Source organism: Streptomyces sp. NPDC002870 (assembly GCF_042888505.1).
Lineage (GTDB): Bacteria > Actinomycetota > Actinomycetes > Streptomycetales > Streptomycetaceae > Streptomyces.
In genome coordinates this window covers 1-14,611 of record NZ_JBIAPW010000018.1, presented here as the reverse complement: position 1 = coordinate 14,611, position 14,611 = coordinate 1, and the positions used below count along the sequence as shown (strand labels likewise).

The window sequence follows — 14,611 nt, the reverse complement described above, 5'->3', positions numbered from 1 at the left end:
GCGGCCGACGGCGCGGAGGTCAGCGGCGGCCATGCCCGCCCGGGCCGCCGTCGATCCCATGGGTGTCGATCTCTCTGTTGTTCTGCTCGATGTCCTCGATGTTGGCGTCACGGGTGTTCTTCATCAGCCGGACCTGGCTGACCGTGGCGTCGGTGATCCCCACCAGCGCGTCACGGATGGACATCATGGTGTCCTTGGTGGTCTGCCGCTCCTTCTGCTCCTGCGGCTTGGCCTTCTCGGCGAACTCGCCCTCCGTACCGGGCCATCTGACCGTCGGAGCCAGCTCGTCGAGGAACTCCTCGGTCATGCTTCTGGCCAGGGCGCCGATCTCTTCCAGCTGTCCCGCCAGAGCCTCGATGCGCTGCGGGTCGACGTAGTACCGCTGTCCCATCGTCAGTCCTCCCCGTCCTCGCCGAGCGCGTCCCGCCAGGCGGGGGCGGCCTGGCCGCCGCGCTCCTTGTCCTCGTCGTCGTCGCGCAGGACCTCCGGGCCGAAGATCCGCTCCCAGTCCAGCTCGAAGCCCTTCAGCTCCGGCACGTTGCTGCTGGGCTCGGCGAAGGGCGCCATCGCCTTCATCACATGCCGGTTCATCTTCACGCGTGCCGCGTTCGCCGCCTCCAGGACGCTGGCGGCCAGCTCCTGGGGGGACATGTCGCGGTACTTGTTCTCCAGGAACTCGATCCCGGTCAGCTCACCCTGCGGGCCCACGCTGGCGCGGACCGCGCGGTCGGAGGAGAGCACCGCGAACGACGCCTGACGCAGCTCGCGTTCGGTGCGCGCGACCGCCTCCTGGGCCGCCTGGAGTTCGGCCATCGCCTTCTCCAGACGCTTCTCCAGCGGTTCCGTCATGCCCGCTCCGCCCTTCTCCGTCGAACTCTCCGTGGGCCCGTCAACTTCCCCGCTGATCTTGCCTGGTGAGGGCTCGGTCGGGGAAGCCGGGACCGGGTGGGATTCGTCTCTCCCCGGTGGTCACGCCGGACCAGCACCCTGGTCACCGCCCGATGACGGCCGGGGTGCCGCCCTCCTCGGTGCCCCACACGTCCTCGTCCTCCTCCAGATAGTCGGCGGAACTGGTGGACCTGCGGCCCGGCTGCGCCTCCTCCTCGGGGGAGTCGCCGCCACCGGTGGTCGTCACCCGGGCGGCCGGGGTCAGGAAGGTGTCACTGTCCTCCTGACGGTTCCACGGACTGCGCCGACGGCGGTTGCGGCGCTCACTCTCCTCCGCCGCGTCGACCAGGACGGCACGCACCCGCTCGCCGTTGCCCTTGTCGCCGCCCGCGCCCATGCCGCCCATGCCGCCGCCCATCGGCATGCCGGGGCTGCCGGGCATTCCGGGGGCGCCAGGGGTGCCGGCCGCGGCGGCCGTGGTGGCGGCAGGACTGAGCGGGGTGGCCGTGCTGTCCGAGAGGGGTGCGACTCCCGCCGCGCTGAAACCGTCCGGGGACGACAGGGAGTCCGCCCCGGAGAGGCCGCCGCCGGAGGCCCCGGTACTCACGCCGCCGCTGAGGCCCAGTTCGGAAAGGGGCACGTCGCGGGAGGTGGTGCCGTCGCCGCCGCCGATCCCGTTGAGGTCCCCGAGGCCGTCGAGGATGCTCGAACTGTCGTTGCCGCCCGACGAGTTGAGGTCGCGCAGGTCGACCGTCTCGGTGTTGCCCTGCGCGTCGGTGATGGTGGCGATACCGGTGTCCGGGTCGATGACCTGGGTGCTGCCGTCCGGGAAGGTGGTAGTCAACTGGCCGTTGTCCAGGATGGTGCTGGAGCCGTCCGAGTTGGTCACCTTCGCCCCGTGGGTGAGGTCGGTGGTCGTGGTCGTGCCGTCCGCGTCGGTGGTGGTGAGCAACCCGCTGTCCGGGTCGAACGTGGATTTGCTGCCGTCCGCGAAGGTGGTGGTGAAGTCGCCGCTGTCGTCGAGCTCGGTGCTCCCGCCGGTTGGGGTCTCCAGGCCGGAACGGTCGCTGTTGAGGTCGCCCAGGTCGCCGATCGTCTCGGTGGTGATGTCGGAGTTGATGTCGCCCAGATCACCCAGATTGTTCAGGTCGTTCAGGTCGTTCAGGTCGTTCAGGTCACCGAGCCTGTTCTGGCCGTTGAGATTGCCCAGGTCGCCGAGGTTCTCGGTGGTGGTGGTGCCGTCCGGATCGGTGGTGATCGCCTGGCCGGTCGAGGGGTCGACGGTCTGGGTGGTGCCGTCCGGGAAGGTCGTGGTCAGCTTGCCGTCGTCACCGAGGGACGTCACCGAGCCGTCCGGGTTCGTCACCTTGAGGCCGTCGCCCAGGTCCTGCGTGCTGACGGTGCCGTCCGGCGAGGTGCTGGTGAGCAGCCCGCTGTCCGGGTCGAAGGAGGTGCTGCTGCCGTCCGGGAAGTCGGTGGTCAGGTCACCCGCGTTGTTCAACTGGGTGCTGGCACCGGACGGGCCGTCAAGCACGCCGTCGCCGTTCAGGCTGCCGTTGAGATCGGTGAGGCTGCCCAGGTCGGTCGTCGTGGTGGTGCCGTCCGGGTCGGTGGTGATCGCCTGGCCGGTCGCGGGGTCGACGGTCTGGGTGGTGCCGTCCGGGAAGGTCGTGGTCAGCTTGCCGTCGTCACCGAGGGACGTCACCGAGCCGTCCGGGTTCGTCACCTTGAGGCCGTCGCCCAGGTCCTGCGTGCTGACGGTGCCGTCCGGGGAGGTCGTGGTGAGCAGCCCGCTGTCCGGATCGAAGGACGTGCTGCTGCCGTCCAGGAAGTCGGTGGTGAGCTTGCCGCCGTCGGCCTGGGTGGTCCCGCCGGTCGGGGTCTTGAGCGGCCCGCCGCCCCCGGCGTTCAATCCGCCGAGGTTGCCAAGGGGCGTGGTGATCGGCGTGTCGGTCTGAACCCCCTGGCCGTCATCGAGCTGGCTGTTCACGTCGCCGATGTCGCCCGGGCTCTCGGTGACCGGGTTGTTCTGGTTCAGCAGGTCGTCGAGGCTGCCGAGGTTCTGTGTAGTGACCGCGTTGGGATCGTTGAGGCCGCCGAGGCTCTCCTGCATGGCCTTGGCCTGCTCCTCGGCCTCGCGCTTGGCCTCCTCCTGCTCGCGCTTCTGCTCCTCGCGCAGTTCGTCCTGGTACTTCTTGTCCTCGTCGCGCTGCTGGTTCTGCTCGTTCCGCAGGTCGTCCTGGAGGCGCTTGGCCTCCTCCTGCTCCTTCTCCTGCTCCGCGCGCAGTTCGTCCTGGTACTTCTTGTCCTCGTCGCGCTGCCGGTTCTGCTCCTCGCGCAACTCGTCCTGATACTTCTTGTCCTCCTCCCGCTGCCGGTTCTGCTCCTCGCGGAGTTCCTCCTGGTACTTGCGGTCCTCCTCGCGCTGCCGCTCCTGCTCCGCGCGGAGCTCATCCTGGTACTTGCGGTTCTCCTCGTTCTGCCTGTTGATCTCCTCCTGCTCCTCCTTCAGCTTCTTCTCCTCGTACTCCTCCGAGGCCGTGCTGGTGGACTTCGGCTTGGGTACGTTCTCCGAGAAGTCCTTGCCGAGGTCGATGAAGTGGTTGTTCAGGTCCGACTGCACCTGGGCGGCGGGCTTGCCCAGGTACTCGTCGACGCCCTGGCTCCAGATCTTGACGGCCTTGTCGCCGACCTTCGCCCAGTTGGCGATGTCGGTCAGGTCGCCGTATTCCGGGTGCACCTGCGAGAAGCCGCCCTGCGGGCTGTGCCTGACGGTCGTGGTGTAGCGGTTGGTGGTCGACGTGATGTCCGTCTTGGCGACGTTGTTCGAGTCCACCCACTGGGCGAGGTCGTCCAGAACGTAGCGCAGCACCTGGTGCGGGTCGTAGTACGAGGACTTCGCCCAGGTCAGCCACGCGTCGAGCAGCTTCGTGGCGGAGTCCTCCAGGTACTTGCGGCCCAGCGAGAGGGCGCGTGAGTACACCGTGTTGCCGGTGCCCGTCTCGTCCCCGGTGCCGGCCGAGGAGTCGAAGGTCTCGACGTAGTTGTCGTAGTTCTCGCGGATCTTCTTGATCAGGCTCCGGAAGACCTCCGCCGCTTCGCCCTTCCAGCTCGCGTCGTCCCGGCCGAAACGGTCCTCCCAGTCCTTCAGCACCGTCGCGTGGTCCCTGAAGAACTTGGCGGCGAAGTCGAAGGAGTCCCCTGTGGTGTTGAAGGAGTTCAGGTCCACCGCGTCGCCCCCGGCCACGCCCAGGTTGCTGAACCGGGCGTCCTGGCTGCTGCCTCGCAGCAGGGCGAGGAGCGCCGCCCGCGGCCCGTTCATGTACCGGGCGAGCGGGATGGTGCTCATCTTGTCCTTGTTGTAGTCCGTGAACTCGTTGCCCTCACGGACCTGGGCGTCGTGGACGTTGTCGGAACCCGGGCCGGCGAAGATGATCTCCTCGCCGGCCTTCACGCGACCCTCGAAGACGATCCGGGCCTGCATGATCGACCGCTTCTTGCCACTGTCGAAGAACCAGATGTCGTAGTCCTCGCCCTTGTTCGTCAGGAAGCCGGAGTCCTTGACGAGCAGGCTGAGGCTGCGCTCCTTGATGTCCATCCGGAAGAGCTTGCCGCCGTGATCGGATCGGAGCGTGTCGAAGACGGTGTTCCTGTCCGGCACCGGATAGCCGGTGATGTGGGTGACCAGGGTGGCCCAGGTGTCGCTCGACGGGTCGCCGGCGTTGTCGAACTTGTCGAGATTGGCGACGGAGTTGGGATCGTACCGATCGGCCACCGGGCGCCCTTTCTGGTCGGTTGTCGTCCGTGCCGGCGCACCGCGTCTTCGTACGGATGGGCAGGCATGTGTCTCTCACAGGGACGCGCCGAGCGGCCGTGGCCTCTGTCGGCGCGCGAGGCTCTGACTCAGTCGTCTTCCGGTTCGCCGGTGGTGCCGGCGGTGAGCGTGTCGACCTCTTCGAAGGTCTGCAGCAGCGTCTGCGCGTCGATCGCCCCGAGGTTCTTGTCCTTGGTCTTGTTCGCCTCCTCGATGGTGTCCGTGAGCGCCTCCTTCAGTTCCTTGAAGAGCTCCATCTGGTCACCGAGCAGCTTGTCGATGGACTCGGCCGCGGCGCGCACGCCCTCGATCAGCTTCGGTCCCGAGACCAGGGGCTCGGTGACCATCTTGCCGATGCGCAGGAGCTGTTTGTCCTGGTCGAGGTTCTGCGCGGTGGTGTGCCCGTCGACGAGCTGGCCGAGCGGGCGGATGGTGGACCCGTCGCCGTCCTCGCGGTGCTTCTTCGCGGCGGTGTAGACCGGCTGTACCTCGTTGTCCCGGAAGTTCTCCATCTGCTTGAGGTCGAAATGCTTGACGTCGGCCTTCTCACCGGCCATGGGACGATCTCCTGCTGCTTGGTTGCCGGACGGGGATACGGGATGACCCGGTGGGCATGTGGCGTACGGACGAGGGACGGATCGGCGGGCCTGCGTGCGGGGTCGGCCCACCGGGTCTCTGTCGGGAAACTCTCGCCTGCTCGGCGGCGTCCGGAACGTTCTTCCCGGAGTCCTGGAGCAGGGGCGCGGCCTGTTGCCTCAACTTGCCGCAACCGTCCGCATGGGGCTGCCATGCGGACGGTTCGGCGCCTTCGACCTCACGCACGCGACGCCGGGTCCCGCCCCTCGGGACGGACGAGGGGAAAGCCCCGGCCGGGCCCGGGGGGCCAGGCCCTAACGGGCCCGCACATTGCCCCAGTTGTCGGCGCTCTTGCGCTCGTCACGGGAGTGGTTGTCGTGGATGGTCCGGATCAGCTCGCCGTTGTCGCCGAGCAGTCGCGCCATGTTCTTGGTGGCGTTGTCCCACTCCGCCTGGACCTCACGGTACTTCTCCTGGTCCGCACCCTCCCAGGAGGTGACGAGCGGCTTCAGCTCGTCCTCCAGGTTGTTGAGGGTCGTGATGATCCCCTGGGTCTGTTCCATCAACTCCTCGATGGCCTGCTGAACCTTGGGGTATTGCACGTCGATGATGCCGTCGGCCATGACGTCTCCTCTCGAAGGCCGGGCGCCGGGCCCGGGAAGCTCACGAAGTCCGGCCCTGTCGAAGAGGGCCGGTACCGCGGGTGGTTCAGCGCAGCGCTTCGAAGACGCCCTGGCTGGTCTTGCTGTCGAGGACCTCGGTCAGGTCCTGGTTCTCCTTCGCCAGGCGGTTGGCGGAGGTCACGTTCTCCTGGAGCGCGTCGATCATCGTGCTGATCTGGACGACGACCTTCTGTGCCTCGGTGTTCCAGCTACGGAAGAGCTTCAGCAGGGCCTGGCCCTCGTCGCCACCGACGCCCGAACGCGCGGCGATCTGGGCGACGTTGTCCTGGATCTTCTCGACCTGGTTCCGGGCCGACTCCAGAGAGGAGACGCCCCCCAAGCCCTTGGCATAATCCGCTTTCCTCGCGGCACTGTCCGCCATGTCACGCTCCCTTCGTTCAGGCGCGTCTCGTCGCACCGTTGCCCGCTGAGGCTAAAGAGAAAACAGGGGTCCGCGCAACGCGTGCGGGGAAGATGTGAGCAACGGCCGGTTGGGAAGAATTCGCGTGTATGGCAACGGAGTTGTGCGAACGTTGCAGCAGGATGAACAGGTACGCCCGAACGACGGGCACGCAGGACGTGACCGCCCGCAGGTCGACCGCCGAACGGGCGAAAAACGGGCACACGAAGAGACCGAACGGTCATCGGGAATGACCGCATCCGGCAATGCGCGTACCCGCGGAGTTCCCCGGGTACCGCCGGGCCGAATTACTTGAGCTTCTCCTGAGGTTTCGCCTTCGTATGCGGCACCGCGACTCCTCGACAACTCCTCCGACTCGGCGACTTCGCGCCATCTGCGGCCGAATTCGGCCTGACGTTTCCCTCCGCGCGTCCTTTTCTTTTCTTTTCCCTCGGCGCCGGACGTGTTCCTTGCCGGAATCGGTGCGTGGTGTCAGCTCTGTGAAGCGGCGCCCGCTGGGCCCACCTTGCCTGCCTCGTCCGCCTCATCCACCTCGTCCGCCTTGTCCGCTTCTTCGGTCTTCCCGGGCTGCTCCGACCGATCGGCGGCGCCGCACTCGGGAGCCGTCACCTTGGGTTCGGTGGCGCCGGCCGCGGCGGTCGCGTCGAGGTCCGCGCCGGTGGGGAAGGCCGCCAGCAGCGGTGCCGGGACCGAGCCGATGTCCGCGGCCTCGTACCCGAGTGCTGCCAGCGATTCCTTGGCGGAGACGCGGTACTTCACGCCGTTCTCCGCCACCAGATAGGTGGTTCCGGCGTGCGCGGCACCGCTCGCGTGCAGGGCCCGGACCAGAGCGCCGTGCCCCGGCCGTACCACCGTGGCGTCCGTCGGGACACAGGCCGGCTTCAGCGGCTGGGCCGTGCCCTCCGACACCGCGACCGGGGCGAGCTGGGTCAGCGGGACCAGCACCGACCTGATCCGCACGCCGCCGTTGTCGCCGTCCACCTGCGCGCAGAGCGCGGTGCCGCGCTCCGCGGACTGCGGGAGCGGCGGCGCGTCCGGCAGCTCCGCGGATCCGGCGGAGCCCGCATCCTTCGCCCGGTGCTCGCGCAGCGCGTCCGCGCCGACCGTGCGCACCTCGGGCGACTGCCCCTGGTAGGCGTCCTTCTGGGTGGCCGGGTCGCCCAGCACCAGGGCGGCGCCGAGCCGGGTCAGCGGCACCAGGCCGTCCTTGCGCAGCAGGTGGTAGGTACTGCCGCCGCCGGGCACACTGAACTTGAACAGCTGGCCGATCCGGCTGGCCTCACCACCGAGTTCGGGGCCCTCCTCGCCGCGCCCCGCCACCTCGGGCGGCTTCAGGGCGGGGCCGGGTGCCAGCGCGTCGAGGAAGGCCGCCGAGACCCGCATCGGCTGCTGGGAGCCGTAACCGAGGGCGTTGCGCGCGTCGGAGGCACGGTCCAGCGGCAGCCTACTGCCCCGCCACACCAGGTACTCGGTGTCGTCCGGGGCGCGTACCAGCACACCGCGGTCGCGGCCGATGCCGCGGGAGTCCAGGGGCATCCCGGCCGCCACGGTGGTGGCGCCCGGCTTGTCCACCCCGCTGGTCGTCACGACGCCGGAGGTGTTGGGCAGCGCCCCGTCAGGACCGGTGACGCACATGTGCCAGGCGCCGTCGTCGAGTTGGCCGGCCCCGGGCACGACGTCCGGGGCGCCGGGGATACCGACCGGGGCGCCCACCGGGACGCCCTGCAGCGAGGGCGTACGGACGTCCGCGGTCGCCAGGTCGGAGCCGCCGATCAGCTTCGCCGAGGCGTAGTTGCGCACGGGGTGCAGTACGCCGTCGGTGTCGGTCCACAGATATCGGGCGCCGGTGTCACGGTTGACCACCAGGTGCTTGCCGTCGCGCCAGCCGTCGTTCCCGCCGGGGCGCAGCAGGCCGTAGACGGTGGCGCCCGCGCCGATCAGGACGGTGACCAGTACGCCGAAGACCACGCCCCGGGTGGTGCGCCCGAGCGGGCTCTCCGGGGCGTCCGGGTCGGCCATCAGCAGGCTCGAACTGAGCCTGCCCATCATGAACGTGTGGGCGTGTACCTGGTCGCGTTTGGACTGCACGGCCTCTCCTCAACTCCTTGTCCATGCCGCGGCGTAGGGGTGTTCTCAGCCGAACAGGCCGCGCAGCCAGCCGAAGAGTCCCGCCGCCCAGAGGGCGAGCGGCAGCAGCGCCACCGCGAAGCCGGTGTGCGCCAGTTCCGCCGCGCGGCCCCAGTACGGCAGCACCCGGCGGCCGGGCACTGTCCAGGCGGCGATCACGAGTGCGGCCGCGGCGGCGAGCAGCACCGCGAAGACCAGTACGCGTCCGTCGCCGTGGTCGTCCACCGCCCAGGAGCGGGCGAGCAGCAGCAGCCCCCAGACGCCGGGTACGGCCAGGGTCAGCCGCTGCCCGATGTGCACCAGGCCGCGGCAGTGCAGGAGCAGCAGCAGGCTCAGCCCGACGGAGGTCAGCAACTCGGGCAGGTTCGGGTCGTCGGTGAGGACGACCAGGGCGGCCGCGGCAATGATGCCGGTGGCGGCGAAGAGCGCGGTGACCCAGCGCCCGGCCAGTTCAGTGCGCTCGGCGACCTCGTCGCCCGCGTAGGGCTCGATGCCCTCCTGGAGCTGGCTTGCGGAGGACGGCAGCGCGGGCAGGCGCATCCCGGCCAGCTTGAAGGCGAACGGTGCCACCGCTCCGGCGGCGAGGGCGACCACGGTCGCCACCAGCGCCACCGAGGCCGGTACGTCCAGGCCGGTGTAGCCCATCAGGGCCCCGGCGATCGCGGTCGCCACCGAGACCAGCGCGGTGGCGAAGAGGGCCGGGGCGCCGACCGCGGTGGCGGCGAGCGCGAGGACCGCGCCGCCCGCTCCGGCCGCGCCTGCCGCGAGGAGCCGTGCGCCCGCGACCTGTGCCGCGTCGGGACCGGTCAGGTCTCCGCCCGGCAGCAGCCAGCCGGCCAGCGCCAGGCAGGGCGCGACGAGCAGGGCGAGCGCGGTCGCGGAGAGGCGGTCGCCGACCGCGCGGCTGGCCGAGCCCGCGCCCGCGAGCAGCAGCAGCCCGGTCACGGCCGCGAAAGCGACCTGGGTGGATTCGGAGCCGGTCGCCCCGGGCCAGAGCACCAGCGCGAGGGCGGCCGCCACCGTCGCCACCGCGGTGCCCACCAGGAGTCCGCGGGCCGCTTCGGGGTGCCAGGTGTGCAGCTTCCGGCCCGCGGTGTCGGCTATCCCGTCCACCAGGTCGTCGAGCCGGGCCTCGGGCAGCGCCTCGGTGTGCGGGCGCAGGTAGAGCACGGCGCCGTCGGCGAACCCGGCGTGGGCGAGGGTGGTCTCCTCGTCGAGCGGGGCGTCGCCGAGTTGCTGGAGCACCCAGCCGGCATGGTCGAGACCGGCCTCCTCGGCTTCCTCGCCCACATAACGGAGCAGCGTCGGCAGGAGATCGGCGACCGGCACGTCGGCGGGCACGGCCAGATCGACGGAGACGCTCGGCGCACGTACGGTCAGGCGGCACAGCTCGGCCACCGCACTGTCGGTCATCAGCTGAACTCTCGTCTTCCGTGGGGGCTTTGACAGGAGGACTTCCCCGGGAGAGGGGACCTGCGAAGAGTACGGAAGGCCAGGCGCGGACAGGAACGGGGGGTACCGGGCTGGGGAATTGTGTCCGCGCGGCCAGCGACCGTCTCCCACGTGGACAGGTCGCGTTCCGTGAATGCAGACTACTGCCTACGCCCGCCGGATCGTGCTGCGGACCGGACTCATTGTCCGGTATGGAGTTGTCCCTCACGGGAGTTGACCGTCCCCGCTATCCGCTCGAAACATTCACCCCGGCGTTCACCGCGTCATGCGGCACCCGGAGAATCAGCTCGGTGCGGTCTTTCCCGCTACCGGGCGTGCCGGTATTCCGTGCGGGCCACGAAGGCAGTGAAACCGGAGGTTCTGTTCCTTGAGTGTGGTGCTGTTTCGCCGGCCGGCCCGCAGACGCGGACCGGAGATGCCCGAGGGTCAATTGACCCTTCAGGAGCCACCGGTCCTCGCCGAGACCGTGCCCGACACCTCGGCGATATGGACCTATTTGCCGATGGCGCTGATGTCGGTGTCCATGATGCTGATGTTCCTGCGCCCCGGCGGCGGGAACGGCGTCTTCATGTATCTGGCGATGGGCGTCATGGCGCTCTCCGCCGGTGCCATGCTGCTGGGGCAGCTGATGCGCCGCTCCAGCGAGCGCAAGCAGCGCCTGAAGGGCGAACGCCGCGACTACCTCCGCTATCTGGCGCAGACCCGCAAGCGGGTCCGTGCCACGATCGTGGAACAGCAGCGTGCGCTCGCCTGGCGCCACCCGGACCCCGCCTCGCTGCGCTCGCTGGCCCGCACCTCGAGGCTGTGGGAGCGCCGTCCCACCGACGAGGACTTCGGCGAGGCCCGACTCGCGGTCGGCGAGCAGCAGCTCGCGCTCACCCTGCAACCGGTCTCCACCCGGCCGGTGGAGGACCTCGAACCGCTCTGCGCCCACGCCCTGCGCCGCTTCATCCGCGCCTACTCCACCGTCCCGGAACAGCCCCTCGGCCTCTATCTGCGCTCCTCGGCCCGGATCCTGCTGCGCCCCGAGGAGACTCCGGGCCTGGCGACCGCCGAGCCGGTCGTCCCGCCTGCCGGGGAGACCGGCGGAGCCCGGGCCGAGGGCGGCGCCCCGGTGGAGGACCCGACCGACGCCGTACGCGCTCTCGTGCGCGCCGCGCTCGGCCAGCTCGCGGTGTTCCACGCGCCCGAGGAGCTGTGGATCGCGGTCTGTGTCAGTGACGAGCGGCGGCCCGACTGGGAGTGGGTCAAGTGGCTGCCGCACGCGCTGCACCCGCACGAGGAGGACGGCGCGGGTCAGGTCCGCCGGATCACCGCCGACCTCACCGAGCTGGACGACCTGCTCGGCGCCGAGTTCGCCGAGCGTCCCGGCTTCGACGCGGATGCCCGCCCCGGTCGTGACGAGCCCTACACCGTCGTCGTCCTGGACGGCGTCACCGTCCCCGAGGGCCATCGCTGGGAGGGGCACGGCTACCGCAACGCCGTGGTCCTCGACGTCTCCGGGGCGCTGCGCTGGCGGCCCGGCCGCAACACGCTGCGGCTGACCGTCGGTCCCGACCGGGTGAGCCTGGTGCGCACCGACCGCAGCCGCAAGGAGCGTTCCGTGCCGCTCGGCCGCCCGGACCGGCTCGGCCCGCTCGCCGCGGAGTCGCTGGCCCGGCTGCTCGCCTCCCGCCGGATCAGTCTGGGCACCGACATCGCGCAGCCGCTGGACAGCGACGTCGAACTGACCACCCTGCTCGGCATCCCCGACCTGCACCGGCACGACCCGGCCACGCTCTTCGCCCGGCACACCGGCGCCGCGCGGCTGCGGGTTCCGGTCGCGGTCGGTGTGGACGGTCGCCCGGTGGAACTCGACATCAAGGAGTCCGCGCAGGGCGGCATGGGCCCCCACGGCATGCTCATCGGCGCCACCGGTTCCGGCAAGAGCGAGCTCCTGCGCACCCTCGTCCTCGGCCTCGCGCTGACCAACTCCTCCGAGACCCTCAACTTCGTCCTGGTCGACTTCAAGGGCGGCGCCACCTTCCTGGGCCTGGAGGAACTCCCGCACACCTCCGCCGTCATCACCAACCTGGCCGACGAAGTGGCGCTGGTGGAGCGCATGCAGGATGCCCTGCACGGCGAGCTCATGCGCCGCCAGGAGCTGTTGCGCTCGGCCGGCAACTTCACCTCCGCCCTGGAGTACGAGCGGGCCCGCGCCGCGGGGGCCGACCTCACCCCGCTGCCGAGCCTGTTCGTGGTGGTCGACGAGTTCAGCGAGCTCCTCTCCACGCACCGGGAGTTCATGGACCTGTTCGTGATGATCGGCCGCCTCGGCCGCTCCCTCGGGGTGCACCTGCTGCTCGCCTCGCAGCGCCTGGACGAGGGCCGCATGCACCAGTTGGAGAGCCACCTGTCGTACCGGGTCGGCCTGCGCACCTTCTCCGCCATGGAGAGCCGCGGCGTGCTCGGTGTGCCGGACGCCTATGAGCTCCCGGCCCAGCCCGGCAGCGGCTATCTGAAGTCCGGTGTGGAGTCACTGACCCGCTTCCGGGCGGCCTACTCCTCCGGCACCTACCGGCGCCGCACCGGCGCGGTGGTGCAGGCACGGGTGGCCAGCCAGGTGGTGCCGTGGACCAGCGGCTGGGTGGTGCCGCGCACGCTGGAGGCGGCGCCCGAACCGGAGCCGGAGACCGAGGAGAGCGAGGAGGACGAGGAGACGCTGCTCGCCGTGGCCCTCGACCGGCTGCGCGACTCGGGCCCCGCCGCCCACCAGGTGTGGCTGCCTCCGCTGGACGAGCCCTCCCCGCTGGACGCCCTGCTGCCCGGCATCGCTCCGGACCCCGAGCGCGGCCTCACCGCTACCGGCTGGTCCGGCACCGGCAAGTTGCGGGTTCCGGTCGGCCTGGTGGACAAGCCCTTCGAGCAGCGCCGCGACCCGCTGATCGTGGACCTGTCCGGGGCAGGCGGCCACGTCGCCATCGCGGGCGGTTCGCAGAGCGGCAAGTCCACGCTCACCCGCACCCTGATCGGCGCCCTCGCCCTCACCCACACCCCCGCCGAGATCCAGTTCTACTGCCTGGACTTCGGCGGCGGCGGCCTCTCGCAGCTCGCCGCGCTGCCGCACGTGGGCGGCGTCGCGGCGCGGCTCAACCCGGAGCGGGTGCACCGGGCGGTCGCCGAGGTGATGACGCTGCTCGCCCGGCGCGAGCAGTTCTTCGTGGACCACACCATCGACTCCATGCAGTCCTACCGCCGCCGCAGGGCAGCCGGGGAGTTCCCCGACGAGCCGTTCGGTGATGTGTTCATGGTGGTCGACGGCTGGTCGACGGTCCGCCAGGACTACGACGACCTGATCCCGAAGTTCAACGAACTGGCCGCCCGCGGCCTCAACTACGGCATCCACCTGCTCATCACCACGACCCGCTGGGTGGAGCTGTCCGCGCAGGTGCGCGACCAGTCCGCCACCCGCCTGGAACTGCGGATGGGTGACCCGATGGACTCCGAGATCGACACCCGCAAGGCCCGCTCGGTGCCGCGCAGCGGCGGTCGCGGCATCACCGCCGACAGCAAGATGCACTTCCTCGCCGGCCTGCCCCGGCTGGACGGCAGCGGTTCCCTCGAGGACCTCGGCGAGGGCGTCGCCCACCTGGTCACCGAGGTCGCCCGGCACTGGTCCGGCGCACCGGCCCCGCAGGTGCGGATGCTGCCGCACCGGCTCCCGCTCGCCGAACTCCCCGCGCCCGAGTCCACCGAGGGCGGCGGCATGCGCCTGCCTCTCGGTATCGACCAGGACGCCCTGGAACCGGTCTGGCACGACTTCAGCCGCACCCCGCACCTGATCGTCGTCGGCGACACCGAGAGCGGCAAGACCAACCTGCTGCGCGGCATCACCGCGGGCATCACCGCCCGCTACTCCCCCGCCGAGGCGAAGATCATCGTGGTGGACTACCGCCGCACCCTGGTGGACACCGTCCCCGAGGAGTACCGCATCGGGCACGTGATCTCCCTGGACAACCTCAAGGAGACCATCGAGGGCGCGGCCAGGGCGATGAAGACCCGCGTCCCCGGCGCCGACATCGCCCCCAGCCGCATGCGCAAGTGCGACTGGTGGACCGGCCCGCGTCTGTTCATCCTGATCGACGACTACGACATGGTCTCCGGCAGCTCGTTCCAGAGCCCCATGGAGCCGCTCTTCGAGTACCTGACGCTCGGCTTCGAGATGGGCCTGCACCTGGTGGTCGCCCGCAGTGCCATGGGCGCCGGCCGCGGTCTCAGCGACGGACTCATCCGCCGCCTCGACGAGGCCAACAACCCCGCCGTCCTCCTCTCCTGCCCGCCCACGGAGGGCCGTCTCTTCGGCAACGCGAAGCCCCGGAACCTCCCTCCGGGCCGAGCGCTGCACATCGCCCGCCGCCGGGCGAAGCTGATGCAGACGGCACTGGTGGAGGAGCCCCAGGGCCAGGCGGACTGAGGGACCACGAGCGCGAAGGGTACGTACGGAACCGGTAGCGGGGGGGGGGGGGGGGGGGGCCCCCCCCCCGCGGGGGGGGGGGGGGGGGGGGGGGGGGGGGGGGCGCCGCCCCGGGGGGGGGGGGGGGGGGGCGGGCGGGGGCCCCCCCCCCCCCCCCCCCGCCCCCCCCCCCCCCCCCCCCCCCCCCCCCCCCCCCCCCCCCCCCCCCCACCCCCCCC

General features: G+C 70.7%; 9 protein-coding genes. 1 reads left to right on the top strand and 8 read right to left on the bottom strand.

Going from position 1 to position 14,611, the window contains the following annotated elements; genetic code table 11:
* Positions 1-19: 19 nt before the first annotated feature.
* The 8 genes from ACFYWY_RS22125 to eccD form a co-directional block, all read right to left on the bottom strand.
* The gene (locus tag ACFYWY_RS22125; RefSeq protein WP_389189276.1) at positions 20-391 is read right to left on the bottom strand and encodes a hypothetical protein; all 372 of its coding nucleotides are present in this window, start codon (positions 389-391) and stop codon (positions 20-22) included.
* Positions 392-393: 2 nt separating this feature from the next.
* Positions 394-849: a YbaB/EbfC family nucleoid-associated protein gene (locus ACFYWY_RS22120; RefSeq protein ID WP_108153178.1), complete on the bottom strand. Its 456-nt coding sequence runs from the start codon at positions 847-849 to the stop codon at positions 394-396.
* 142 nt (positions 850-991) lie between these two features.
* Positions 992-4,663 (bottom strand): AAWKG family protein, encoded by a 3,672-nt coding sequence (locus ACFYWY_RS22115; protein WP_389189272.1) that lies wholly within the window; start codon positions 4,661-4,663, stop codon positions 992-994.
* A 128-nt stretch (positions 4,664-4,791) separates the two neighbouring features.
* Positions 4,792-5,259 carry a type VII secretion system-associated protein gene (locus tag ACFYWY_RS22110; protein WP_389189269.1) on the bottom strand — a complete coding sequence of 156 codons (468 nt, stop codon included), beginning with the start codon at positions 5,257-5,259 and terminating at the stop codon, positions 4,792-4,794.
* A gap of 333 nt (positions 5,260-5,592) precedes the next feature.
* A complete protein-coding gene (locus tag ACFYWY_RS22105; protein ID WP_108153175.1) occupies positions 5,593-5,901 on the bottom strand; it encodes a WXG100 family type VII secretion target in 309 nt (102 codons plus the stop codon).
* An 85-nt stretch (positions 5,902-5,986) separates the two neighbouring features.
* Positions 5,987-6,322 (bottom strand): hypothetical protein, encoded by a 336-nt coding sequence (locus ACFYWY_RS22100; RefSeq protein ID WP_389189265.1) that lies wholly within the window; start codon positions 6,320-6,322, stop codon positions 5,987-5,989.
* A gap of 510 nt (positions 6,323-6,832) precedes the next feature.
* On the bottom strand, positions 6,833-8,449 hold the full coding sequence (gene eccB / locus ACFYWY_RS22095) for a type VII secretion protein EccB (RefSeq protein ID WP_389189262.1): 1,617 nt from the start codon (positions 8,447-8,449) through the stop codon (positions 6,833-6,835).
* A gap of 45 nt (positions 8,450-8,494) precedes the next feature.
* Complete coding sequence (gene eccD / locus ACFYWY_RS22090) at positions 8,495-9,901, bottom strand: type VII secretion integral membrane protein EccD (protein ID WP_389189258.1); 1,407 nt, start codon at positions 9,899-9,901, stop codon at positions 8,495-8,497.
* Between the two features lie 454 nt (positions 9,902-10,355).
* Here eccD and eccCa point away from each other — a divergent pair, with 454 nt between their 5' ends.
* On the top strand, positions 10,356-14,393 hold the full coding sequence (gene eccCa / locus ACFYWY_RS22085; RefSeq protein WP_389189255.1) for a type VII secretion protein EccCa: 4,038 nt from the start codon (positions 10,356-10,358) through the stop codon (positions 14,391-14,393).
* The last annotated feature ends 218 nt before the right edge of the window (positions 14,394-14,611 follow it).